This window comes from Sphingomonas sp. NBWT7, assembly GCF_014217605.1.
In the GTDB taxonomy this organism is placed as follows: domain Bacteria; phylum Pseudomonadota; class Alphaproteobacteria; order Sphingomonadales; family Sphingomonadaceae; genus Sphingomonas.
The window spans coordinates 1,460,981-1,485,543 of record NZ_CP043639.1; the positions used below are offsets into that span (position 1 = coordinate 1,460,981).

At 67.3% G+C, this 24,563-nt stretch carries 24 protein-coding genes; 16 read left to right on the plus strand and 8 right to left on the minus strand.

The window, feature by feature from the left end; genetic code table 11:
* Positions 1 to 10: 10 nt before the first annotated feature.
* Positions 11 to 427 (minus strand): hypothetical protein, encoded by a 417-nt coding sequence (locus tag F1C10_RS07360; RefSeq protein WP_185209850.1) that lies wholly within the window; start codon positions 425 to 427, stop codon positions 11 to 13.
* 68 nt (positions 428 to 495) lie between these two features.
* Entirely contained in the window at positions 496 to 2,019 is a 1,524-nt protein-coding gene (locus F1C10_RS07365) for a fumarate hydratase (protein WP_185209851.1), read from the minus strand.
* A 163-nt stretch (positions 2,020 to 2,182) separates the two neighbouring features.
* Here F1C10_RS07365 and F1C10_RS07370 point away from each other — a divergent pair, with 163 nt between their 5' ends.
* Positions 2,183 to 4,813 (plus strand): EAL domain-containing protein, encoded by a 2,631-nt coding sequence (locus tag F1C10_RS07370; protein ID WP_185209852.1) that lies wholly within the window; start codon positions 2,183 to 2,185, stop codon positions 4,811 to 4,813.
* Positions 4,814 to 5,245: 432 nt separating this feature from the next.
* Positions 5,246 to 7,159 (plus strand): ribonucleoside-diphosphate reductase subunit alpha, encoded by a 1,914-nt coding sequence (locus F1C10_RS07375; RefSeq protein WP_185209853.1) that lies wholly within the window; start codon positions 5,246 to 5,248, stop codon positions 7,157 to 7,159.
* 173 nt (positions 7,160 to 7,332) lie between these two features.
* Here F1C10_RS07375 and F1C10_RS07380 read toward each other — a convergent pair whose 3' ends face one another.
* Positions 7,333 to 7,584, minus strand: coding sequence for a DUF2171 domain-containing protein (locus F1C10_RS07380; protein WP_185209854.1), 252 nt, complete (start codon positions 7,582 to 7,584; stop codon positions 7,333 to 7,335).
* 239 nt (positions 7,585 to 7,823) lie between these two features.
* Between F1C10_RS07380 and F1C10_RS07385 the strand changes: the two genes are divergently transcribed.
* The 5 genes from F1C10_RS07385 (at position 7,824) to phhA (ending at position 10,626) form a co-directional block, all read left to right on the plus strand.
* Positions 7,824 to 8,132: a hypothetical protein gene (locus F1C10_RS07385; protein ID WP_185209855.1), complete on the plus strand. Its 309-nt coding sequence runs from the start codon at positions 7,824 to 7,826 to the stop codon at positions 8,130 to 8,132.
* Positions 8,129 to 8,329, plus strand: coding sequence for a hypothetical protein (locus tag F1C10_RS07390; RefSeq protein WP_185209856.1), 201 nt, complete (start codon positions 8,129 to 8,131; stop codon positions 8,327 to 8,329). The genes F1C10_RS07385 and F1C10_RS07390 overlap by 4 nt, the downstream gene beginning before the upstream one ends.
* Positions 8,326 to 8,589 (plus strand): hypothetical protein, encoded by a 264-nt coding sequence (locus F1C10_RS07395; protein WP_185209857.1) that lies wholly within the window; start codon positions 8,326 to 8,328, stop codon positions 8,587 to 8,589. Before F1C10_RS07390 ends, F1C10_RS07395 begins: the two co-directional genes overlap by 4 nt.
* A 3-nt stretch (positions 8,590 to 8,592) precedes the next feature.
* Complete coding sequence (locus tag F1C10_RS07400) at positions 8,593 to 9,648, plus strand: ribonucleotide-diphosphate reductase subunit beta (protein WP_085810500.1); 1,056 nt, start codon at positions 8,593 to 8,595, stop codon at positions 9,646 to 9,648.
* 111 nt (positions 9,649 to 9,759) lie between these two features.
* Positions 9,760 to 10,626 carry a phenylalanine 4-monooxygenase gene (gene phhA / locus F1C10_RS07405; RefSeq protein ID WP_185209858.1) on the plus strand — a complete coding sequence of 289 codons (867 nt, stop codon included), beginning with the start codon at positions 9,760 to 9,762 and terminating at the stop codon, positions 10,624 to 10,626.
* Positions 10,627 to 10,650: 24 nt separating this feature from the next.
* Here phhA and F1C10_RS07410 read toward each other — a convergent pair whose 3' ends face one another.
* From F1C10_RS07410 to F1C10_RS07425, 4 genes are all read right to left on the minus strand, one after another.
* Positions 10,651 to 11,604 (minus strand): 50S ribosomal protein L11 methyltransferase, encoded by a 954-nt coding sequence (locus tag F1C10_RS07410; protein WP_185209859.1) that lies wholly within the window; start codon positions 11,602 to 11,604, stop codon positions 10,651 to 10,653.
* A complete protein-coding gene (locus tag F1C10_RS07415) occupies positions 11,594 to 12,295 on the minus strand; it encodes an SDR family NAD(P)-dependent oxidoreductase (RefSeq protein ID WP_185209860.1) in 702 nt (233 codons plus the stop codon). Before F1C10_RS07415 ends, F1C10_RS07410 begins: the two co-directional genes overlap by 11 nt.
* A gap of 76 nt (positions 12,296 to 12,371) precedes the next feature.
* Positions 12,372 to 13,754: a methyl-accepting chemotaxis protein gene (locus tag F1C10_RS07420; RefSeq protein ID WP_219729798.1), complete on the minus strand. Its 1,383-nt coding sequence runs from the start codon at positions 13,752 to 13,754 to the stop codon at positions 12,372 to 12,374.
* A gap of 59 nt (positions 13,755 to 13,813) precedes the next feature.
* Positions 13,814 to 15,169 (minus strand): methyl-accepting chemotaxis protein, encoded by a 1,356-nt coding sequence (locus tag F1C10_RS07425; protein ID WP_219729799.1) that lies wholly within the window; start codon positions 15,167 to 15,169, stop codon positions 13,814 to 13,816.
* Positions 15,170 to 15,329: 160 nt separating this feature from the next.
* On the opposite strand from F1C10_RS07425, the gene sdhC reads away from it, so the two are divergent.
* From sdhC to F1C10_RS07445, 4 genes are read left to right on the plus strand one after another with little or no spacing between them, the layout of a single operon-like run.
* Entirely contained in the window at positions 15,330 to 15,755 is a 426-nt protein-coding gene (gene sdhC, locus F1C10_RS07430) for a succinate dehydrogenase, cytochrome b556 subunit (protein ID WP_185209862.1), read from the plus strand.
* Entirely contained in the window at positions 15,755 to 16,135 is a 381-nt protein-coding gene (sdhD, locus tag F1C10_RS07435) for a succinate dehydrogenase, hydrophobic membrane anchor protein (protein WP_185209863.1), read from the plus strand. The genes sdhC and sdhD overlap by 1 nt, the downstream gene beginning before the upstream one ends.
* Complete coding sequence (gene sdhA / locus F1C10_RS07440; protein ID WP_185209864.1) at positions 16,135 to 17,937, plus strand: succinate dehydrogenase flavoprotein subunit; 1,803 nt, start codon at positions 16,135 to 16,137, stop codon at positions 17,935 to 17,937. The genes sdhD and sdhA overlap by 1 nt, the downstream gene beginning before the upstream one ends.
* 11 nt (positions 17,938 to 17,948) lie before the next feature.
* Complete coding sequence (locus F1C10_RS07445; protein ID WP_185209865.1) at positions 17,949 to 19,448, plus strand: DUF389 domain-containing protein; 1,500 nt, start codon at positions 17,949 to 17,951, stop codon at positions 19,446 to 19,448.
* Here F1C10_RS07445 and F1C10_RS07450 read toward each other — a convergent pair.
* Complete coding sequence (locus F1C10_RS07450) at positions 19,433 to 20,035, minus strand: 2-hydroxychromene-2-carboxylate isomerase (RefSeq protein WP_185209866.1); 603 nt, start codon at positions 20,033 to 20,035, stop codon at positions 19,433 to 19,435. The genes F1C10_RS07445 and F1C10_RS07450 overlap by 16 nt on opposite strands.
* Before the next feature lie 131 nt (positions 20,036 to 20,166).
* On the opposite strand from F1C10_RS07450, the gene F1C10_RS07455 reads away from it, so the two are divergent.
* From F1C10_RS07455 to F1C10_RS07475, 5 genes are all read left to right on the plus strand, one after another.
* Complete coding sequence (locus tag F1C10_RS07455; RefSeq protein ID WP_185209867.1) at positions 20,167 to 21,153, plus strand: C13 family peptidase; 987 nt, start codon at positions 20,167 to 20,169, stop codon at positions 21,151 to 21,153.
* Positions 21,154 to 21,218: 65 nt separating this feature from the next.
* Positions 21,219 to 21,791 carry an ATP-dependent Clp protease proteolytic subunit gene (locus F1C10_RS07460; protein WP_185209868.1) on the plus strand — a complete coding sequence of 191 codons (573 nt, stop codon included), beginning with the start codon at positions 21,219 to 21,221 and terminating at the stop codon, positions 21,789 to 21,791.
* Between the two features lie 47 nt (positions 21,792 to 21,838).
* Positions 21,839 to 23,218 (plus strand): cell envelope integrity protein CreD, encoded by a 1,380-nt coding sequence (gene creD, locus F1C10_RS07465; protein WP_258043125.1) that lies wholly within the window; start codon positions 21,839 to 21,841, stop codon positions 23,216 to 23,218.
* An 18-nt stretch (positions 23,219 to 23,236) separates the two neighbouring features.
* Complete coding sequence (locus F1C10_RS07470) at positions 23,237 to 24,019, plus strand: succinate dehydrogenase iron-sulfur subunit (RefSeq protein ID WP_308458082.1); 783 nt, start codon at positions 23,237 to 23,239, stop codon at positions 24,017 to 24,019.
* A gap of 92 nt (positions 24,020 to 24,111) precedes the next feature.
* Positions 24,112 to 24,558 carry a PaaI family thioesterase gene (locus tag F1C10_RS07475; RefSeq protein ID WP_185209869.1) on the plus strand — a complete coding sequence of 149 codons (447 nt, stop codon included), beginning with the start codon at positions 24,112 to 24,114 and terminating at the stop codon, positions 24,556 to 24,558.
* Positions 24,559 to 24,563: the final 5 nt, after the last annotated feature.

Below are 24,563 nucleotides of genomic sequence, written 5' to 3' on the forward strand. Positions count from 1 at the left end.
CGGATCCCGCTCAACCGGTCACCTCATCCGCGCAACGCACGCGCATACCCTTCGTGGTCACCAGCGCCTTCTCGCCCGCCTGCGCCTCGACACGGCCATCGCCTTTCGTGCTGGATACCAATAGCGCCATAGGGCGATCGATGACGCAGCGATATTCCGCCTTGGCAACGGTGCAGGCGTGTCGCAGTGCGGCCGCATCGTCCGGCGACGGGTGACCGACCGATTCGACGCCGAAGGCGATTGACGCGGATCCGCCAACCAGCGCGGCCTTCAATCCGGAGATGAGCTGGCCGTGATATACGGCCGACTGATCGGTCTTCTTCAAACCCAGCTGCGGCGCGAGGCGCGCGCAGAAGCTGGGCGATTGGTCCGCCGCCAACGCGCCACCTGCGCTCACCAACAGCAGCACGGCCGCCCAGATTTTCACGTCCTGCTCCGGATCAGATGGCGCCCGCGGGCAATGCTGCATCGTCGGGGATGCGCAACAAGCATCCGTCACGCCGGCTGAAGCAGGCCTTCCTTCGCGATCTTGTCGCGCCACACGAGCGGGGCGAGCTGGTGGACGTTGTTGCCTTCGCTGTCGACTGCGACGGTAACCGGGAAATCCTCCACCTCGAACTCGTAGATCGCTTCCATGCCGAGATCCTCGAAGCCGACGACCTTCGACCCCTTGATCGCGCGCGCGACGAGATACGCCGCACCGCCGACCGCCATCAGATAGGCGCTCTTGGCGTCCCTGATCGCGTCGGTCGCCGCCGGTCCGCGCTCGGCCTTGCCGACCATCGCGAGCAGCCCTTGGTCGAGCATCATGCGGGTGAACTTGTCCATCCGCGTCGCGGTCGTGGGGCCGGCCGGGCCCACCACTTCCTCGCCGACCGGATCGACCGGACCGACGTAGTAAATCACCCGGCCCTTGAACTCGACCGGCAGCGCCTCGCCGGCGTCGAGCATGTCCTTGATGCGCTTGTGCGCGGCGTCACGCCCGGTCAGCATCTTGCCGTTGAGGAGCAGGCGATCGCCCTGCTTCCACGAGCGGACCATCTCTGGCGTCAGCGTGTCGAGATCGACGCGGATCGCGGCCTTGTCGGGCGTCCAGTTGACCTTGGGCCATTCGTCGAGCTTCGGCGTCTCGAGATACGCCGGGCCGCTGCCGTCGAGCGTGAAATGCGCGTGGCGGGTGGCGGCGCAGTTCGGGATCATTGCAACCGGCTTGCCCGCGGCGTGGCACGGCGCATCCATGATCTTGACGTCGAGAATGGTCGACAGTCCGCCCAGGCCCTGCGCCCCGATGCCGAGCGCGTTGACCTTGTCGAAGATCTCGATGCGTAGCGCCTCGATGTCGTTCTTCGGTCCGCGCGCCTTGAGCGGTCCCATGTCGATCGGCTCCATCAGCGCCTTCTTGGCGAGCAGCACGCAATGTTCCGCCGTGCCGCCGATGCCGATGCCGAGCATGCCCGGCGGGCACCAGCCCGCGCCCATCTGCGGCAGCATTTCCAGCACCCAGTCGACGATCGAATCGCTGGGGTTCATCATCTTGAACTTGGACTTGTTCTCGCTGCCACCGCCTTTCGCCGCGACATCGACCGAAACCGTGCTGCCCGGCACCATCTCGACGTGCAGCACGCAGGGCGTGTTGTCCTTGGTGTTGCGTCGCGTGAAGGCGGGATCGGCGAGGACCGAGGCGCGCAGCTTGTTCTCCGGATGAAGATACGCAAGGCGCACGCCTTCATCGACGATTTCCTGCATCGAGCGATTGGTGTCGTCGATGCGGCACTCCATGCCCCATTTGACGAACACGTTGACGATGCCGGTGTCCTGGCAGATCGGGCGGTGGCCCTCCGCACACATCCTGCTGTTGGTCAGGATCTGCGCGATCGCGTCCTTCGCCGCCGGGCCCTGCTCCGCCTCATAGGCGTCGCCCAATGCGCGGATGTAATCCATCGGATGATAGTAACTGATGAACTGGAGCGCGTCGGCAACGCTCTCGATCAGGTCTGCGGCGCGGATCGTCGTGGTCATGGCGATCGTCACTATGGTGCGCACGGCACGAGTGCAACGGGGTGCGCGCGGCACCAGCGCAACGGCCGGGCGGACGCCAAAAAGCGACGGACCGAGGCGTCACGATGCCCCGTCCCGCCGCGCCGTAAACGCTTTGCCAACCCTATTTTCCTATCCCGACGCGATGGGATCAGTCCGCCGCGTATCGTCTTCTGCCTCCGCTCCGCCCGGCTTCGTCGAGGCGCTGGGGCTGGTCGCGTCAGCCGACGAGGCGGTCGCCGATGCCAGCGAGGCGCGGCTGCGCGAAGTCGCGATCTTATGGCCGCTGGTCGTCGCGGTGCTGCTGCTCGGCAGCGTCGGATCGCTCGTCTTCCTCGCCTTATGGGGCCGGCCGGTCGGCATGGCGCTGGCGTTGGCGGCGGTGCTGAGCGCGGTAGGCGGTGGAGCCTGGGCGTTGCTCGCGCTGCCCAAGGCGCGCAGCCTTCCCCCGCATCGTCGTATCGGCATCCTCACCGCGCTCGCGGCGCTGCTCGCGATCGCGCTATCGCTCCAGCTCGATCTCAGCCCTAACCTGCCTACCGCATCGCTCCATGTCGCGGGCTTCGTCGTCGGCTTCGGCGCGATCGTGCTCACCGCGATCGCGCTTCACGCGGTGCGCGCCGCAAGCCTGGCGTTTGCCGGGACGCTCGCGCTGATGGTGCCGGTCACCGCCGGGCTTGGCGTCGCCGCCGCGGCCGCGCTGGTCCTCGCCGCGCTGCTCGTACGTGGCATCTTCCGCATCGCGACGCGCGATCACGAGGAACTTGGCGAGCGCGAGGCGGCGCAGCACCATCAGCAGCTCGCGACCCGGCTGGTGCGCGAATATGAGGAGCACGGCACCGGCTGGTTCTGGCAGACCGACCGCGCAGGCCAGCTCACCTACCTTACCGACAAGGTCGCGCGCGAGATCACCGCACTTGGCGTCGATCCGATCGGCGAGCGGCTGGTCAACGTCTTTCGCGTCGATTCCTCGCTGATCGAGACCGAACGCACGCTCACCTTTCACATGTCCTCGCGCACCAGCTTCGCCGATTATTCGGTGCGCCCGGCGTTCGAGGCGGGCGCGGATCGCTGGTGGTCGATTTCCGGCCGCCCGATGCTCGACGATCTTGGCCGCTTCCAGGGGTTTATCGGCTCGGGCTCGGACCTTACGGAGAAGCGTCGCGCCGAGGCGGAGATCACCCGCCTCGCGCTGTTCGACAGCCTGACGGGGCTCGCCAATCGCCAGCGCATGCGCCTGTCGCTCGAACAGACGCTCGCCCCCGCGCAGGGCCCGCGGACCACGACGGGGTTGTTCCTGCTCGATCTCGATCGCTTCAAGGCGGTCAACGACACGCTCGGGCACCAGACCGGTGACGAGCTGCTCAAGCAGGTCGCGCAGCGGCTGCAGCAGGCCGTTGCCGACGCGGGGCTCGTCGGGCGGCTGGGCGGCGACGAATTCATGGTCGTCCTCCCGCGCGAGGGCAACCGCGACAAGCTGAGCGAGATCGCGCAGCGCATCATCGCCGCGCTGTCACAGACCTATTTCATCAAGGGCGCTTCCGTCTCGATCGGCTGTTCGATCGGCGTCGCGATCGCGCCCGAGCATGGCGAGGATAGCGAGGCGCTGGTGCGCAACGCCGATCTCGCACTCTACGCCGCGAAGGCCGACGGGCGCGGTGTCCACCGTTTCTACCGCGACGAGCTGCTCGAAGGCGCGCAGAACCGCAAGCGGCTCGAGGACGATCTGCGCCAGGCGCTCGGCAGCGACCAGTTCCACCTTACTTATCAGGCGGTGGTCTCGACCGCGGACGAGCAGATCGTCGGCTACGAGGCGCTGCTGCGCTGGACGCACCCGACGCGCGGGGCGGTGAGCCCGGCGGAGTTCGTGCCGATCGCGGAGGAATGCGGCCTGATCGACGCAATCGGCGAGTGGGTGCTGCGGACCGCCTGTGCGGACGCGGCGCGCTGGCCCGAAAAGGTGCGCGTGGCGGTCAACGTCTCGCCGATCCAGTTCGCCAACCCCGCGCTGCCTGCAATCGTGACGAGCGCGATCGCGGCTGCCGGCATCGCGGCCGCGCGGCTCGAACTCGAGATCACCGAGGGCGTGTTCCTCAACGAGGATGCCTCGTCGGATCAGATGTTCAAGGCGCTGAAGGGCATCGGCGTCCGCCTCGCGCTCGACGATTTCGGCACCGGCTACTCTTCGCTCGGCTATCTGAAGAAGGCGCCGTTCGACAAGATCAAGATCGATCAGAGCTTCGTGCGCGGCGCGATCCAATCGAGCACGCGCAACGCCGCGATCATCAAGGCGATCGTCACGCTCGCCGATACGCTCGGCATGGAGACGACGGCCGAGGGCGTCGAGCAGCAGGACGAGATCGCGCTGATCCGTGATCTGGGGTGCAGCCATATCCAAGGCTTCGTCTACGGACGCCCGGCGCGCTGCGAAGACGTCGCCGCGCAGCTCGCCGCCGGGGGCCGCGCGACCGCGGTCGGCCACCGCATCAGCCGTGCGCCGCGCACCAAGATGCTGCGCTCGGCACGGATCGAGATCGGCGACGAGCGCGGCGAGGTGCGCATCCGCAACATGTCGGCCAATGGCGCGATGATCGATGGGGTCGATTTCCCCGCCGAGGCGGTCGGCGTCGACGTGCAGATCGAACTGCTCGAGGACCAGCTGTTCCCCGCCACGATCCGCTGGACCGCGGATGGCCGCGCCGGGCTCGAGTTTGCGCGCGCGTTCAACCTCGAGCGTCTCAACCAGCCCACCCGACTGGTTCGCAAGACCGGTTGACTTCGCGATCGACGCGAGCCGACCCATCCATAAGGTAGGCTCGGGAGATGCGCTCCGCCGATGCAGCGCGCCGCGCGGCGCGCTTTTATTCACAGCAAAAAATTTTCTCTTCGCTTGCAATCCGCGAACCCCGCGGAAGTCCACGCGTCGCGCGATTTCGTGCCACGGATGTTCCGCATCGTCCAATGAACCCTTCGCGCTACCAGTGCATTTACCGGCTTGCCTCTCGACGCCGCCTGACACAATCTGTGGGGGCTGAAGACGGGGGCGGACGCAAGTACTGGTGGAACGGCGCTGTGATCCCGAGATCGCGGACCGGCTAACGCAGCCTATGACGGCGGCGAACGGTCCTGTTTTGTTCTCGCATTGCGCGGTATAGCATGGTGCAGCGCCGGGCCGATTCGGTCGAGGAACAACGAGGAAGCGGTGGCGATGGATTTCAGAGACGCGAGTGAGGCGAACATGGCGACCGATACGATCGATGCGACCAGCCCGAACGGTACCGGTACGGCGAGCGCTGCGCCCGCCGACACCCCAGCCGCATCGGCGCCGCGCAAGCCCTACCCGCTCGACGTCGATCACTCGCGCGACGCGCTGCTGACCGATTTCGGCAAGGAGACGCTCAACGATCGCTACCTGCTGCCGGGCGAATCGTACCAGGATCTCTTTGTCCGCGTCGCCAGCGCCTATGCCGACGATCAGGCGCACGCACAGCGCGTCTATGATTACATCTCGAAGCTATGGTTCATGCCGGCGACGCCGGTGCTGTCGAACGGCGGTACGGGGCGCGGGCTGCCGATCAGCTGCTACCTCAATTCGGTGCCCGACAGCCTCAACGGCATCGTCGACACGTGGAACGAGAACGTCTGGCTCGCCAGCCGCGGCGGCGGCATCGGTACCTATTGGGGCAACGTGCGCGGGATCGGCGAGCCGGTCGGCCTCAACGGCAAGACCAGCGGGATCATTCCGTTCGTCCGCGTGATGGATTCGCTGACGCTGGCGATCAGCCAGGGCTCGCTGCGGCGCGGCTCGGCCGCCTGCTACCTCGACATCTCGCACCCCGAGATTGAGGAGTTCCTCGAGATCCGCAAGCCGTCGGGCGACTTCAACCGCAAGGCGCTCAACCTCCACCACGGCGTGCTGATCCCCGACGCGTTCATGGAAGCCGTGCGCGACGGCGCCGAATGGGAGCTCAAGAGCCCCAAGGACGGCGCGGTGCGCGGCAAGGTCGATGCGCGCGCGCTGTTCCAGAAGCTGGTCGAGACCCGGCTGGCGACGGGCGAGCCGTACATTGTCTTCGCCGATCACGTGAACGCGAACATGCCCAAGCATCACCGCGATCTGGGGCTCAAGGTATCGACCTCCAACCTGTGCAGCGAGATCACGCTGCCGACGGGCCGCGACCATCTCGGCAACGATCGTACCGCAGTGTGCTGCCTCTCCTCGCTCAACCTCGAGACGTGGGACCAATGGAAGGACGACAAGCGCTTCGTCGAGGACGTGATGCGCTTCCTCGACAACGTGCTGCAGGATTATATCGACCGCCACGAGCCCGGCATGGAGCGTGCGGCCTATAGCGCCGGGCGTGAACGCTCGGTCGGCCTCGGCGTGATGGGCTTCCACTCCTTCCTCCAGGCGCGCGGCCTGCCGATGGAGGGTGCGATGGCGAAGAGCTGGAACCTCAAGATCTTCAAGCAGATCAGCAGCCAGGTGAACGAGGCGTCGATGCAGCTCGCGGTCGAGCGCGGCCCCTGCCCCGATGCCGCCGACATGGGCGTGATGGAACGGTTCAGCTGCAAGATGGCGATCGCGCCGACCGCGTCGATCAGCATCATCTGCGGCGGCACCAGCGCGTGCATCGAGCCGATCCCGGCCAATATCTACACGCACAAGACGCTGTCGGGCAGCTTCTCGGTCAAGAACCCGTATCTCGAGAAGCTGCTAATCGAGAAATCGAAGAATTCCGACGCGGTGTGGAATTCGATCCTCGAGCAGGGCGGCTCGGTGCAGCACCTCGACTTCCTCAGCCAAGAGGAAAAGGATTGCTACAAGACCAGCTTCGAGATCGATCAGCGCTGGCTGCTCGAACTCGCGGGTGACCGTACGCCATACATCGATCAGGCGCAGTCGCTGAACCTGTTCATCCCGGCCGACGTAGAGAAGTGGGATCTGCTGATGCTCCACTTCCGCGCGTGGGAGCTCGGCATCAAGTCGCTCTACTATCTGCGCTCGAAGAGCGTGCAGCGTGCGGGCTTCGCCGGCGGGGTCGAGAACGACAACACGCTCGAAAAGCCGAAGTATCAGTTCGAGACGACCGACTACGACGAGTGCCTCGCCTGTCAGTAAGCCGCGCGGCGGGCGGTGCATCCGCCCGTTACCCGGCGACGGCGATGCCTGTCCTGTTCACCGCGATGCGTGGAAGCGAGATGATGCGGCCATCCCTCCAGACACGAGAAACCCCGACCCGCGCATGGCGGGCCGGGGTTCGTCGGTCGCGTCGGGTGCGCGGCGTCAGCGGGTCACTCGGCCTCTTCGAACATGTCGACGGCGTTCTGCCCGGTGGCGGAGAGTCGCACCGTGTCGCCTTCGATCGTCGCCACCAAACCGGCGGGCAGATAGTGATGCTTGCCGCCGGTGCCGTCCTGCGTCGACGGGCTGTCGTTCTTGGTCAGCTTGATCCGCTCGCCATCGACATGGTCGACCGTGCCGACATGGACGCCGTCCGCGCCGACGACCTTCATATGTTCCTTGATGTTGCTGTGATCGTGCATCGTCAGTCTCCTGGTCGGTTCGGCCGTTCAACGACAGATCGCGGCTTTGGATGCATCGTACCCGCCGCGCGTCACGCCGCGCCGTCGCGGTGCGCCGCGTGAGCCGAATGCCTGCCGTACGCTATCACCCGCGCCGCCCGGCCCGTTCGCGCGGCAACGCCTATGCACGCCGCGGCAACGTCCGGCCGTCCGTTCCCGGCGTAGCGGTGGCATCGTCCCGCCCAGGCGGGCTTCGGCCTTTGCTCCCGGCTGTCGCGGCGCGTACCGCCGCTACCATCGCACTGTTGCTGCTCGCTGCCTGCGCCTCGCAGACCGCGGCGGGCGTCGCGCACACGCCCACGACGCCCGGCTTCCTGCTCGGCCTGTGGCACGGCTTCATCTTCCCCGTCGCCTGGGTGCTCAGCCTCTTCCTGCCCGACGTCGCGATCTACGCCGTCCCCAACACCGGCGGCTGGTACGATTTCGGCTATTTCATCGGCATCGTCTTCCTCGGCGTGGGTGCGCGCAAGACGCGCACCGTCTACGCCACGCGGCGTACGCGCGCATGAGCTGGCGGATCTTCGCGATGTACGCGGTGGCGGCCGTCCTCGCGCTGGTCGGCATCGGGCTGCTCGGCGCACTCGCCCGGCCGCGAAGCGAGGCCAAGGTCTACGCCTTCCGCATGATCGGCATCATGGCGCTCGCCGGCGGCGCGGTGCTGGCGATGAGCGCCACCGCGATGTGGCAGTGGAGTGCGGAAGGGTGACCGTACCAGCAGTTCTCGTACTTATCGTCACCGGCCCCGGTCTGCTCGCGCTCGGCCTTTGGACTCTGCGCACCCGTTCATGGTATGACGGCGTATCGGCCGCGGAAGTGCTGATCTACCGCGTCGGCGGCGCGTCGCTTCCGACGCGGACCGCAACCGATCGCCGCTTCGCCCGCCTTCACGCCTGGATGACCGTCATCCTCGGCGCGTCCTTCACCCTCTGCCTCGCGGCAGTCGTCGTCCCGTTCTCGTCGGAGTAACCCATGTCCCTCCTCCAAGCCTCCAAGCAGTACAAGCCGTTCGAATACCCCTGGGCGTTCGAATTCTGGAAGCGTCAGCAGCAGCTCCACTGGCTGCCCGAAGAGGTGCCGCTGGGCGAGGATTGCCGCGACTGGGCGCAGAAGCTGACCGATCACGAGCGCAACCTGCTGACCCAGATCTTCCGTTTCTTCACGCAGGCCGATGTCGAGGTGCAGGATTGCTACCACGAGAAGTACGGCCGCGTGTTCAAGCCGACCGAGATCAAGATGATGCTGACCGCGTTCAGCAACATGGAGACGGTGCACATCGCCGCCTACAGCCATCTGCTCGACACGATCGGCATGCCTGAGAGCGAATATGGCGCCTTCCTCGAATATGCCGAGATGAAGGAAAAGCATGATTACATGCAGAACTTCGGCGTCGATTCGGACGAGGATATCGCGCGCACGCTCGCCATGTTCGGCGGCTTCACGGAAGGCGTGCAGCTGTTCGCCAGCTTCGCGATGCTGATGAACTTCCCGCGCTTCAACAAGATGAAGGGCATGGGCCAGATCGTCACCTGGTCGATCCGCGACGAGAGCCTGCACTGCGAGGGCATCATCAAGATGTTCCACACCTTCTGCGCCGAGCGGCAGTGCCTGACCAAGGCGGTGAAGGATGATATCGCCGACGTTTGCCAGACGACGATCCGGCTGGAGGACAATTTCATCGATCTCGCGTTCGAGATGGGGCCGGTCAACGGCATGACCCCCAAGGAGATCAAGAAGTACATCCGCTACATCGCCGACTGGCGGATGGGGCAGCTTGGGCTGAAGCCGATCTACATGATCGACGAGCATCCGCTGCCGTGGCTCGCGCCGATGCTCAACGGCGTCGAGCACGCCAATTTCTTCGAACAGCGCGCGACCGAATATTCGAAGGCGGCGACGCGCGGCCAGTGGAACGACGTGTGGGATTCGTTCGACAAGCGCCAGAAGGCGAAGGGCGGCCGCGCCGCGAACGAGGACGCCGGCGACATCGGCGACATGTTCTCACGCGCAGGGGTCGCGGCTGAGTAAGCCGGCAGTCGGGCGCAATCGTCCTGCCTGGCACGGCACGACGATTGCGCCACAACCGGTATCAAACGTAACTATCTTGCTCTCGGGGTCGGCCATGCTATGCCCCCGGGCATGGCCGACACCCCCGCCCCCCTTACCCCACCTGCCGACGCTGCCGCCGATTGGACGGTGCCGCAGAACTGGTCGCATTACAGCGCGCAGGATCACGCGACGTGGGACACGCTGTTCGCCCGGCAAGCGAAGCTGCTGCCGGGCCGCGCGGCGAACGCCTGGTTGCGCGGGCTCGACGTGCTCAAGCTGTCGAAACCCGGCATTCCCGATTTCGCCGAACTCTCCGATCGGCTGATGGATCTCACCGGGTGGCAAGTCGTCGCGGTGCCCGGCCTCGTGCCCGACGACGTGTTCTTCGACCACATGGCCAATCGCCGCTTCGTCGCGGGGAATTTCATCCGTCGCCCCGACCAGCTCGATTACCTGCAGGAACCCGATGTCTTCCACGACGTGTTCGGCCATGTGCCGATGCTCGCCGATCCGGTCTTCGCCGACTATCTCGCCGCCTATGGCCGCGGTGGGCTACGCGCGATGGAGCATGACGCGCTGAAATACCTTGGGCGGCTGTACTGGTACACGGTCGAGTTCGGACTGATCGCCGAGCCTGAGGGTCTGCGCATCTACGGCTCCGGCATCGTGTCGAGCTATGCCGAGAGCCGCTTCGCGCTCGACGATCCGTCGCCGCACCGCATCGCCTTCGATCTCGCGCGCGTGATGCGCACCGATTACCGGATCGACGATTTCCAGCAGAACTACTTCGTCATCCCGAGCTTCGACGAACTGCTGCGTCTCACGGTCGAAACCGATTTCGCGCCGCTCTACGACGCCATCCGCGATCTGCCCGAGATCGCCGTCGCCGAGATCGTCGAGGGCGACACGCTGATCACCCGCGGCACGCAGGAATACGCCCGCGCCAAGGCCGGCTGAGCGGGCTCGATCCGGCCGCGGCGGTCACAGATCGAGCGCCCAGCCGTCGCGCCCCTTTGGGTCGGGCGGGCTCGACGGAACGTAGCGCGCGCTGCCGGCGGCGAGCCGCAGGATCGTCCAGTCGCCACGCACGTCCGCCGTCTCGAGCGTGCAGCCGCAAGCGGCAAAGGCGGCAACGACGTTCGCCCGCTGCGTCTCGAGCAGGCCGGCGAGCACGATCGTCGCGCCCGCGTCGGCGATCGCGGCGAGTTCCGGCGCCATCGACACCAGCGGCCCGGCGAGGATGTTGGCGATGACAAGATCGTACGGGGCACGCGCGGTAATCGCCTCACTCAGCGCGCCGTCAGCGACGATCAGCGCGACGCCATCAACGACGTTCAGCGCGGCATTCTCGCGCGTTACCTCGATCGCCGCAGGATCGATATCGGTCGCGACCACCCTCGCCTCCGGCCACAGGAAGGCGGCCGCAAAGGCGAGCACCCCCGTGCCCGTGCCGACATCGATGATGCTGCGGAAGTGCCGAGATGCAAGGCCGTCAAGCATCGCCAGGCAGCCGCTCGTCGTCGCGTGATGCCCGGTCCCGAACGCTTGGCCGGCATCGATCAGCAATGCGCGGCCGCCGGCGGGTGCGTCGCTCGGGTGCGCGCTGGTATGAACGACGAAGCGGCCCTCGCGGATCGGCTCCAGCCCCTGCTGCGACATCGCGACCCAGTCCTGCGCGGTCAGCGCGGTGACACTCGGCGCGGTGCCGGCCGCGCTCGGCACCAGCGCGTTGAGTGCCGCGAGCATCGCCGCATCGGGCTCGTGCTCCATATACGCGTCGAGCCGCCAGCGCTCGACATCGTCCTCGACCTCCTCGGTCGTCATCAGCACCGCGTCGATCGCGAGATCGTCGGCGGCATCGATCGCTTCGGCCTCGGCGCGCGTGCAGGGCAGCGTCACGCGCCAGCTGTCGGGGGCGGCATCCTCAGCGGACATAGCTCGCTCCGTTCACGTCGAGCACCGCGCCCGTCATCGATGCCGGCGCGTCGAGCGCGAGCCAGCGCGCCATCTCCGCCACCTCGTCGGGCATCGCGACACGCCCGAGCGGGATGTCGGCGAGCAGCTTGTCGCCGCCGCGGCTCGCCAGATAGTCCTCCGCCATGCCCGTCATCGTGAACCCCGGGCAGATCGCGAAGGCGAGGATGCCCTGCCCGGCATAGCCGCGCGCGATCGTCTTGGTCATCGCGACCATGCCCGCCTTCGATGCGGCGTAATGCCAGTGCGCCGGGCTGTCGCCGCGATAGGCGGCGCGGCTCGCGACGTTGACGATGCGGCCGGCGACGCCGCGTGCCTGCCAGTGCTTGATGGCGAGACGGCACAGCTCGGCCGAAGCGGTCAGGTTGATGCGCATCGTGCGCTCCCAGCCGGCGGTCCAGTCGGCGTCGTCGGCGTCGATCGGATTGGCCTCGAACACGCCAGCATTGTTGATCAGCACGTCGATCGTGCCCAGCCGGTCGAGCGCCGCCGACCACAGCGCCGCGGCCGCCCCCGGCCGGTCGAGATCGGCACCGATAATGTCATCGGCATCGCGCGTCGCCTGCCCGATCACGCGTGCGGCGGGGCGAAGCGCGTCGTGGATCGCGGCGCCGATGCCGCGCGAGGCGCCGGTGAGGAGGATATTTGTCATGGCCCGCGCCATAAGCGGGCTGGCCGCGACGCTCAATTCCGGTTGTCGCGCGCCGCGCCGTCCGCGAGATGCCCACTCACGCCGCCTTGGCGGAAAACTCCTCAGCCGCCGTGCGCAGCCCGGCCAGCCGCTCGTCGATCGCGGCGAACTCGGTACCCAGCGCATCGAAATCGCGCGCGAAGGTTTGCCCCTCTTGCATGATCGCAGTCATGTTGCCGGCGGTCGCGTCCGCCGCCATCGCGGTCTGGTCAACCGCGGCGGTAATCGCCGTCACCGTTTGCGCCTGAGACTCCATCGCCTGGCGGATACGCGTTGCCGACGTCTGCACCTCGCCGATCGTCATCCGGATGCCGCTGCTCGCGTCGACGGTGACACGCGTCGCAGACTGGATCGCGGCGATCTTGGCGGCGATGTCGTCGGTCGCACGCGCCGTCTGGCTGGCAAGGCTCTTCACTTCCTGCGCCACCACCGCAAAGCCGCGACCCGCGTCGCCCGCGCGCGCCGCCTCGATCGTGGCGTTGAGCGCGAGCAGGTTGGTCTGCCCGGCGATGTCGCGGATCAGCCCCAGGATCGATTCGATCGACTTGGCGTGATCGCTCAGCATCTCGCTGACGCCGACCGCCTGATCCGCCTGTCCGGCCGCGCGCGTTGCGATCTCCGCCGCGGTCTCCACCTCGTCGCGTGCGTCCTCGAGCGCACGGATCAGCCCCGCCGCGGTCGACGCCGCGTCGCGCATCGCCAGCGCCGATTCCTCCGCCGCCGCCGCCACTTCGGCACCGCGCCCGATCATCGCGCTGGCCGAGCGCGCCGCGCTCGACGCCTGTGCGCGCACGTGCTCCCCTAGCGCGGCAGCGCCGTCGATCGCACGCGCGATATGCTCGTTGAAGGCGGCGGCGTGGGCGGCGCGTTCCTCGAACACGCGCTGGCGATCGGTGCGCGCGAGGTGCGCCGCCATCACGTCCGCCTCGATCAGCGCGTGGCGCTGGACGATGTCGGCCAGCCGCCGCATCCGCGCGACGTCGCCGTCCAGCCGTGGCTCGATCACTGCCAGCGTTCGTGCATGGGCAAAGGCCAACGCCGCCGTCAGCGCGGCGAGCGGCACATGCGATTCGCGTGTCATGTCGGCATGTTTGATCGCCATGACCTTCCACGCGTCGTCGAACGGCGCGGCATATTTCATCCGTAGATAGCGCGCGCTGCGCGCTTGCTGGCGCGCCAGCAATGCGGCGTCGAACATATCGGCGACATGGCGCGCGGCCGGCAGCGACAGATAATGCGCCCAAAAAGCCGCAGAGATGCCGTCGCAGTCCGCATCAGTGAGCAGTCCGCAGATTTCCGCCGTGCCCGGGCCGATCCCGCCATCCCAATCATATTCGCGGACATGCGCCGCGATCGTTCGGGCCTGTCCGCCCCAATCGCCCGGTATCGCGCCATAAGCCGGCACCGCATCCTGCGTCATCTTCGTCTCTCCCGATCGCGGCGCCGTAGCGCCCGCGATCATTCGTCTCGTTCTCGTCTTCAGGCGGCGACGCGCGTCGCGAAATCGCTCGCGCTGCCGTTCAGTGCACCCAGCCGCCCGGCCAGCCGATCGAAGCCGGCGCCAAGCGAATCGATCTCGCCTGCGACGCTTTCGGTATCGGCATGGATCGCCGCGATCGTGCCTGACATTGAATCGGCGGCGAGCGCAGTCTCGTCGACCGCAGCGGTGATCGCCGTCACCGTCTGCGCCTGCGCCTCCATCGCATATCGGATGCGTGTCGCGGAGGATTGCACGTCGCCAATCGTCGCGCGGATACCGGCACTCGCGTCGACAGTGACGCGCGTCGCCGATTGGATCGCCGCGATCTTGGCGGCGATATCGTCGGTCGCCCGCGCCGTCTGGTTCGCCAGGCTTTTCACTTCCTGCGCCACCACCGCGAAGCCGCGGCCCGCGTCGCCGGCGCGCGCGGCCTCGATGGTGGCGTTGAGCGCGAGCAAGTTGGTCTGCCCGGCGATGTCGCGGATCAGTCCCAGGATCGATTCGATCGATTTGGCGTGATCGCTCAGCATCTCGCTGACGCCCACCGCCTGATCGGCCTGCCCGGCGGCACGCGTCGCGATCTCCGCCGCCGCCTCAACCTCGGCGCGCGCGTCCTCGATTGCGCGGATCAGCCCGGCCGCCGTCGACGCCGCGTCGCGCATCGCCATGGCGGATTGTTCCGCCGCCGCGGCGACCTCACTCGCCTTGCCCAGCACGCCGCGCGCGGACGACGATGCGCCCGACGCCTGATCGCGCAGGCTGCCGCCCTCCGCCGTCGTCTCCTCGACGGCAGCGGCGATGCCGTCGCGAAAATCGACCGCCAGCCGATCACGCGCCACCCGCGCGCTGTGCTTGCGATAGTGATTGTAGATCTCGACGGTGATCTCGCCCTCCAGCGCAGAGAGGCGCATCAGCGTGTCGATCACGATCGGCAGCCGTGCATCGTCGCGATCGCATCGCCGCAGCAGCACGCCAAGCGCCGCGCGGTCGCTCGCGCTGATCATCGACAACAGCGCCATCGGCGACACGTCTGCCTGATACGCCGCCGCGACCGACCGTTCGATTGATTCGATCCACCCGAACCCTGCCGTGTCGAGGAACCGGTTGCGCAGGAAGGTGCGGCCGATCTCGATCATCCGCGCGGTATCCGCTGGCGCCCAGGTCCGCTGATCGTCGAAGCAGCGCAGCCACTGCTGCCAATAGGCCTCGGAAACGGCTGTGATCTCGGGTTCCAGGATCGTCCACGCCTCGCGGCTGGCCGCCACCAGCGATCCGTCGAGATCGAAGACGCGCAGCCGCGCAGCGAGGTCCAGCTGTCGCGCGGCGGAGCCGATGGCCGGTAGATCGTCGGACAAGGTCGAGTGGCTCCCCAGAGATTCCCCGTCGGATCGGCTAACGGGCAATGGTTAAGGCCGGGTTAGAACCACGCTCGCCGTAGGCGCGCGGCTTGCATCATCGCGCATCGCGCCTCATAGACCGCGCCAAATCGTCGGCTCACCGCAGGGAACGCAAGTCTTGGCCACCAAACACGTCCGTCCCAGAAGCCCGCACCTGTTCAGCGGCCCGCTCGCGATCCACTATCGCTGGAGCGCGGCGATGACGGTGTCGATCCTGCACCGCGTCACCGGCAGCGGCATGGCGACGGTGGGCGCGCTGCTGCTCGTCTGGTTTCTCGCCGCGCTCGCGTCGGGGGCGGAGGCCTATGCCACCTTCCGCGACGTCCTCACCTACGCCGACGGGCGGCTCAACATCGTCGGCTGGGTGCTCGGCGTTGGACTGACGTTCAGCCTGTTTCAGCACATGATGAGCGGCATTCGCCACCTCGTGCTCGATACCGGCGCGGCGTTCGAGCTCAAGCTCAACCGCAACCTCGCGCGGCTCACCTTCGTCGGCTCGATCGCGCTGACGCTCGCCTTCTGGCTCTACGTGGGAACCAAGTAATGGGTACGGGAACCTCGATCGGCCGCGTCCGTGGCCTCGGTAGCGCGCACGAAGGCACGCATCACTGGTGGCACCAGAAGCTGACGGCGGGATCGAACATCCTGCTGATGAGCTGGCTGATGATCTCGCTCGCACGCCGCCCGGCCTATGATTACGGCGCGATGCGCGAGTGGCTATCGACCGCCTGGGTCGCGGTGCCGATGCTGCTCCTCGTTCTCTCGGTCTTCTACCATTTCCGTATCGGCCTTCAGGTGGTGATCGAGGATTACCAGCGTGACGAGCGCCGCGTGGTCGCGATGGTCGCGCTCAACCTGTTCACCGCCGCTGTCGCCGGTACCGCCATCTTTGCGATCCTCAAGATCGCCTTCGGAGCGAATTGATGCCCGCCGCTTATCAGATCATCGACCATACCTATGACGCGGTCGTCGTCGGCGCCGGCGGCTCGGGCCTGCGCGCCACGATGGGCATCGCCGAGAGCGGGCTGAAGACCGCCTGCATCACCAAGGTGTTCCCGACGCGCAGCCACACCGTCGCGGCGCAGGGCGGGATCGCCGCCAGCCTCGGCAACAATTCGCCCGATCACTGGTCGTGGCACATGTACGATACCGTCAAGGGCTCCGACTGGCTCGGCGACCAGGACGCGATCGAATATATGGTGCGCGAAGCGCCGGCCGCGGTCTACGAGCTCGAGCACGCCGGCGTGCCGTTCAGCCGCAACGACAACGGCACGATCTATCAGCGCCCGTTCGGCGGCCATATGCAGAACATGGGCGAAGGCCCGCCGGTGCAGCGCACCTGCGCCGCGGCCGACCGTACCGGCCACGCCATGCTGCACGCGCTCTACCAGCAGTCGCTGAAGTATGACGCGGACTTCTACATCGAATATTTCGCGCTTGATCTCATCATGGAGAACGGTGCGTGCCGCGGCGTGATCGCGCTCAGCATGGAAACCGGGCAGATCCACCGCTTCCGCGCGCATGCGGTGGTGCTGGCGACCGGCGGCGGTGGCCGCGTGTACCAGTCGGCGACGTCGGCGCATACCTGCACCGGTGACGGCAACGGCATGGCGCTTCGTGCCGGCCTGCCGCTGCAGGACATGGAGTTCGTGCAGTTCCATCCGACCGGCATCTACGGCGCTGGCGTTCTTATTACCGAGGGCGCGCGCGGCGAAGGCGGCTACCTCACCAATTCCGAGGGCGAGCGCTTCATGGAGCGCTATGCGCCTAGCGCGAAGGACCTCGCCAGCCGCGACGTCGTGTCGCGCTCGATGGCGGCGGAAATGCGCGAGGGCCGCGGCGTCGGCAAGGACAAGGATCATATCTTCCTGCACCTCGATCACATCGATCCCAAGGTGCTGGCGGAGCGCCTGCCGGGCATTACCGAGACGGGCAAGATCTTCGCCGGCGTCGATCTGACGCGTCAGCCGCTCCCCGTCACGCCGACCGTCCACTACAACATGGGCGGCATCCCGACGAACTATCACGGTGAAGTCGTCCAGCTGAAGAACGGTGATCCCGATGCGATCGTCCCCGGCCTGTTCGCGGTCGGCGAGGCGGCGTGCGTCTCGGTCCACGGTGCGAACCGCCTTGGCTCCAACTCGCTGATCGACCTCGTCGTGTTCGGCCGCGCCACCGGCCTGCGGCTCAAGGACACGCTGAAGCAGAATACACCGCACAATCCGCTGCCCAAGGGCTCGGAGGAAATGTCACTCGCGCGGCTCGATCACTTCCGCAATGCGGCCGGCAGCGCGCCGACGTCGCGGATCCGCGCCGAGATGCAGAAGACGATGCAGCGCCACGCCGCGGTGTTCCGCGACAGCGAGCTGCTGGCGGGGGGCGTCACCAAGATGGACGCGATCTACCAGTCGATGCAGGACATCGGGATCAAAGATCGCTCGCTGGTCTGGAACACCGACCTCGTCGAAACGCTCGAGCTCGACAATCTCATCAGCCAGGCCGTTGTCACGATGCGCTGCGCCGAGAACCGCAAGGAAAGCCGCGGCGCGCACATGCACGAGGATTTCCCCGAGCGTGACGATGCGAACTGGATGAAGCACACCACCGCCACCTTCGAAGGCTGGGGCGGCAAGGGCGGTGCGTGCGCGATCGATTATCGCCCGGTGCACGATTACACGCTCACCGACGACATCGAGTACATCAAGCCGAAGAAGCGGGTCTACTGATCGGATCTTCGGTGACGGACGCCGGGGCGCGTCGCCCCGGCCGACTCGACGTGATCGCGCGCTGGTGGCGATCGCGCGTTGTCGGCGACGTCAATCACGCCGCGGTGGTCGCAAAGATCTCGGCCGAATCGGGCTGGAGCGGCGCCTATCTGTTCGCGATCGTGATCTCGGCCGGGATCTCGATCCTGGGTCTCCTGCTGCCCTCGTCGGCGGTGCTGATCGGCGCGATGCTGATCTCGCCCTTGATGATGCCGATCATCGGCCTCGGCTTCGGCATCGCGACGTTCGACTTGGTCGAGATGCGCCGTGCCGCTTGGGCGCTGCTGCTCGGCTCGGTCATCGCGATTCTCCTGTCCGCGGCGTTCGTCGCCGTCTCGCCGATCCAGACGGTGACCAGCGAGATCGCGATCCGCACGCGGCCCAATCTGTTCGATCTGCTCGTCGCGCTGCTCTCCGCGATCGCCGGCGGCTATGCGCTGATCCGCGAACGCTCGACGACCGTGACCGGGGTGGCGATCGCGATCGCGCTGATGCCGCCGCTCGCCGTCGTCGGGTTCGGCCTCGCGACGCAGAATTGGACGGTGCTCGGCGGCTCGCTGCTGCTGTTCCTCACCAATCTCGTCACGATCGCGCTCACCGCGGCGACCGTCGCGCGGCTGTACGGCTTCGGCGCCCATCTCTCGCCTTCGCAGACGCGGCTGCAGGGAACGCTGATCGTTGTCGGCCTCGCCGCGCTCGCCATTCCGCTCGGGCTCGCGCTGAAGCAGATCGCGGTGGAGAGCGTCGCACGCCGCCAGATCCGCGAGGCAGTGCTGCGGCCGTTCGACGCAAGCGCGCGGATCAGCCAGCTCGACATCGATTTCGACCGCACCCCCGCCGTGGTCCGCGCAATCGTGCTGACCCCGGCGATCGTGCCCACCGCGGACGCCCGCGTGCTGGCGGCGACGCGCGCCGCCGTGCGCCTGCCGCTCGATCTTCACGTCGATCAGATCCGCGTCGGCATGGAAAGCGGCGCCGGCGAAGCGGCACAGATCGCCGCGGCGCAAGCCGGCGACGGTCGCGCATCCGTGGCGCGCGACGCCCGCAACGAGATCGCCGAGCCGGTTGCCTTGGTTGCCGGCGTGCCCGCCGAAGCGGTACTGGTCGATACCGGCGCACGGCGCGCGGTCGCGCGGCTTGCGCCGCTGCCCGGCGCCAGCCTCGCCACCTACCGCGCAATCGAGCAGCGCGCGGCGGCCGCCGCCAACGGCTGGTCGATCGAACTGACCCCGCCCGATGGTGTCCCCGGCCCCATTCCGATCACCAACGATACGCCGGATGCCGCCGCGCTCGATACTGCCGCCTGGGCCGCCCGCCGCCTCGATCGCGGCGTCACCGTCACCGGCCCCGCCGCAGCACGCGATGCGGCGGTGGAGCGTCTAGCCGCGGCCGGCGTCCGCGCAACGGCTGGGCCGGCGGCGCGGGGCACGACGCTCGATCTCGAATGGACCGCCGCTCAGCCGCCGCGCTGAGCCAGCACCACCGCGCGGATCAGCGGCATGCGGTCGTTGCCGAAATACATGTCGTCACCGCCGACGAAGATCGTCGGCGAGCCGAAGCCGCCACGCGCGATCAGCTCGTCGGTATTGGCGCGCAGCTGCGCCTTCACCGCATCGTCGGCGATCGCCGCGAAAAGCGCGTCCGGGTCCACCCCCGTCGCACGCGCAAGATCGGCGATCACACCATCGTCGGCGATATCGCGATCATCGGTCCAATAGGCGCGGAAGGCGGCGCGCGCGAACGGCACGCAGCCCTGCCCCAGCCAGCAGCACGCGCGCATCACCTTGACGCTGTTGACCGGGAAGATCGCGGGCGGAAAGCGGATCGACAGCCCCTGCAGCCGCGCCCAATCCTGCAGGTCCTTGCCCATGTAGCGCGCCTTGGCCGGCACCGGATTGCTTCGGCCCTCGTAGACGCTGGGGTTCACCGCATTGAACACGCCGCCGACCAGGATCGGGCGCCACACGATATCAACGTCCAGCTCCGCTGCGAGCGGCTGAATGCTCTCGAAGCCGAGCCACGTCCACGGGCTCGAACAATCGAAGAAGAACTCGATCACGGCTGTCGCTCCCCCGGCCTGCCGGCCTTTTGCCGACGTGCGGTCATCTGCGCATCGAAGCGGTGCGGGATCAAGCGATTGACAGCCACGCGGCTTGCCCGTGAGATGCAGCGTCGAGGGGACGCACGCATATGAAACGCCTGGCAACGCTGCTCATTGCGGGGATCGCGGGCATCGCCCCGGCGCAGACCTATCAGCCGCCGCAGCATACCCGCGCAGTGCCGCTCGTCTCGCGCAGCAGCGATGTTGAACTCGTCCAGCTCGCCGACCAGGGCGGCTCGATCGAGCATGATCGGACGGCGGCGTGGCTGCTCGGCGAGCATCGCCGCCTCGCCGCGTCGCTCGCCCGGCTCGCGCCGCAGCGCAAGGGAATCGTCGATGCCTATGTCGTCGCGGCCGCACTCGACAGCGATCCCGTCTTCGGCCGCGAGGCGCGCGAGGCGGGCGCCGTCCTTTCCCGCCGCTACGCCGCCGACGGCCGCACCATCGTCCTCGCCGGTACCGACGGCAGCGCGGACAGCCGGCTGGCGATGGGCTCGCCCGCCAATCTCGATATGGCCCTCGCCCGCGTCGCCGAACTGATGGATCCGGCGGAGGACGTGCTGATCCTCTACACGACCAGCCACGGCGCGCGCTTCGGCATCGTCTATAACGACGCCGATCAGGGGTTTGGCGCGATCTCGCCGACGCGGCTGTGGAGCACGCTGTCGCAGCTCGGCATCCGCAACCGGCTGATCCTCATTTCGGCGTGCTACGCCGGCGTGTTCGTGCCGCTGCTGTCGAGCGACACCACCGCGATCGTCACCGCCGCCTCGTCGAGCAAGACGTCGTTCGGCTGCCAGGCGGACAACGACTGGACGTTCTTCGGCGATGCGCTGGTCAATCGCGCGCTGCGCAAGCCGCAGCCGCTCGCCGCCGCCGCGCAGGAAGCGACCGAGACGATCGCCGGCTGGGAGCGCGACGGTCGACTCGAACCGTCCGATCCGCAGGTCGCGATCGGCGCGGGCGCCACGCGCTGGCTCGCCGCGCTCGACGCCCGCATGCCCAGAACCGCCGGCACGCCGGTTGGCCGGCCGGCCAATGCGATTCTCGAACCCGGCGGTCAGGCACGCCGTTAAGCCATTATTCGCAGGAATTTGGCGCGGCGCGGAACATCCACCCGCCCCGCGTGGTTCGCCGCGCCATGACCAACACCAGCAACGCCACCAATTACCCGCTCCTCGCGCACCCGCAGATCCAGCTGCACGGGCCGGTGGACAATTTCATGTACGCCAACTTCAAGGATCAGCTGGCGAACGACAGCGGCAGCGGCCCCTTGGTGGTGTCGATCACCACGCTCGGCGGCGATCCCGAGATGGCGCGCGCGATGGGTGATTCGATCCGCCTGCTGCGCGACTATACCGGGCGCGAGACGCTGTTTCTCGGCAAGGTCGCAGTCTATTCGGCGGGCGCCACCTTCATGTCCGCCTTCCCCGCCGACAAGCGCTTCCTCACGCGCGGCACGCGGCTGATGATCCATGAGCGGATCATGAACTCGACCGTTCAGCTGTCCGGGCCGCTCAACACGCTGGCTCCGGTGCTCCTCGCCAAGCTCAACGAAATCACCGATTCGATCCGCATCCAGGACGAAGGCTTCGCGGATCTCGTCGCCGGCACGCAGGTCTCGCTCGACGAGCTCAAGGCCAAGGCGCCGTCGAACTGGTATATCGAGGCGGAGAAGGCGCGCGATTTGGGGCTGGTGCTCGACATCATCTGAGGGCTGCGGCACCAAGCGATCGACGATCATCGCGCGAAAGGTGCCGCTTGACGACGCAAGGCCCCACCCCCGGCCGCAAGTTCGCGATGGCGATTCTGATCGCCATGCTGCTCGCCGTGCCGCTCTTCGCGGTCTACCTTCTCGTTTACGACCGGCAGGAACAGTCGCGCACCGCGCGCGCCTCGATCGCCGCCGGCTGGGGCGGGCCGCAGACCATCGCCGGCCCCGTACTCGTCCTGCCGTACCAGGCGCAGGCGACCGAAAGCGTCAACGAAGGCGGGCGTCAGGTCGTCCGTACCCGACTTGTCTGGCGCGAGCTCACGCTCGCCCCGCAGGTTTCCGATCTGCGGACGGTGCTGACGCCCGAACGCCGCAGCCGCTCGATCTACGAGGCCGTGCTGTTCGAGGCCGACGCATCGGGCACCGCGCGCTTCGCCCTCCCCACCGATCTCGCGCGCTTCGGCATCACCGCCGATGCGCTCGCCTACGATCGCGCCGAGCTTCGCTTCGGACTGCGCGACGCGCGCGGACTCGTCGGCCGCCCGCCGACGGTGATCGTCAACGGCCGCCGCCTCGCCCTCCAGCCCGGCAAGGGTTCGCCCGCGACGGGCAATGCCGGCTTCTTCACCTGGCTCGATGCCGGCGCGATCCGCGGCGCACCACTCGCGGTCAGCTTCCGCTTCGCCTTCCGCGGCAACGGGTGGCTCGCGCTCGCACCGCAGGCGGGCGACACGCGCTGGCAGGTCACCTCGACGTGGCCGCACCCGAGCTTCCAGGGCGGCTTCCTTCCCGCCGCACCGCGCGTGTCGGACACGGGCTTCGCCGCCACGTGGCGCATCGGCAACCTCGCGCTCGGCCGCAGCCTCGTCGCGTCGGGCGATGTCGTTCCGGACGCGCGGGTGGACGTCGGCGATCGGTTCGACACGAGCGTCACCGCCGGCGATTACGAGGCGCGCGTCGATCTCGTCTCGCCGGTCGATCTCTACAGCCAGGTCAATCGATCGGTGAAATACGGCTTCCTGTTCATCGGGTTCACCTTCGTCGCGTTCCTTATGTTCGACGTCATCGGCGGGGTGCGCGTCGCGATGGTCGAATATCTTCTCGTCGGCGCCGGGCTGGTGCTGTTTTTCGTCCTTTTGCTCGCCTTTGCGGAGGTAATCGGCTTCGCGGCTGCCTATATCGTGGCAGCGGCGGCGATCATCGGCCTGCTCGCGGCCTATTCGGCCGCGGTGCTGCGCAGCTGGCGTCGCGGCGGATACATCGCAGCGCTGCTCACCGGCCTGTACGGCGTGCTCTACGTCCTGCTTAGCCTGGAGGCCTATTCGCTGCTGATCGGCGCGCTGCTTCTGTTTGCGGCGCTGGCCGGTGTTATGTATCTGACGCGCAACCTCGACTGGAACGGGCTTCGTTCGCAGTCGGCAACGTGAGAGAAGCGGAAGCGGAACATGGCTGAATTCACCCTGCCGGCGAACAGCAAGATCAAGGGCGGACGCAAGATCCCCTCGCCCGAGCCGGGCGGGACGATGCGCAATTTCAAGATCTACCGCTACGATCCCGACAGCGGCGAGAACCCGCGCTACGACACGTTCGAGGTCAACCTCGACGAATGCGGCCCGATGATCCTCGACGCGCTGATCAAGATCAAGGGCGAGCAGGATTCGTCGCTTACCTTCCGTCGCTCGTGCCGCGAGGGCATCTGCGGTTCGTGCTCGATGAACATCGACGGCAAGAACGGCCTCGCCTGCACCACCGCGATCGAGGACATTCGCGGCGAGGTGAAGATCACCCCGCTGCCGGCGATGGACGTGATCAAGGATCTCGTTCCCGATTTCACGCACTTCTACGCGCAATATGCCTCGATCCAGCCGTGGCTGAAGACGGTCACCCCGCCGCCCGCCGGCAAGGAGCGGCTGCAATCACCCGAGGACCGCGCCAAGCTCGACGGGCTGTACGAGTGCATCCTCTGCGCCTGCTGCTCGACCTCGTGCCCGAGCTACTGGTGGAATTCGGACAAGTTCCTGGGCCCGGCGATCCTGCTCCAGGCGTATCGCTGGCTCGCCGACAGCCGCGACGAGATGACGGGCGAGCGGCTCAACGAGCTCGAGGATCCGTTCCGCCTCTATCGCTGCCACACGATCATGAACTGCGCCAATGCCTGCCCCAAGGGCCTGTCGCCCGCCAAGGCGATCGCGGAGATTAAGAAGATGGAGGTCGAGCGCGTCGTCTGACGAGCTGACCCTTCCTACGAACCCCGGCGAAGGCCGGGGTCCAGTATCGGGCCGGCCGTAACTGGGCCCCGGCCTTGCCCGAGGTACAAGACATGGAAAAGCCAGAATTCCACTATGAGGACCATCCCGATCATCCGGGCTGGAAGCGCTGGGGCCTCAAGAATTCGGACCGTTACAACACCTTCCTTGGCGACATGATGGTCCGCGTCGAGGATGCCACCTGCCGCGTGCGAATGAACCCCGAACGGCGCCACTCGAACCTGGGCAACAACGTGCACGGCGGCGCGATGCTCGGCTTCATCGACGTCGCGCTGTTCGCCGCGGCGCGCAGCTTCGGCCTGATCGAGGCGGGCACCGCGGTGACGCTCGATCTCAACACCCATTTCGTCGGCGCGGGGCGGATCGGTGAGCCGCTCGAGGCGCAGGTCGAACTGCTGCGTGAGACGGGTCGCCTCCTCTTCATGCGCGGGCTGGTCGTGCAGGACGCAGGCCCGGTCGCCGAATTCTCCGGCACGATCCGCAAGCCGACCAAGCGCTGACCGCC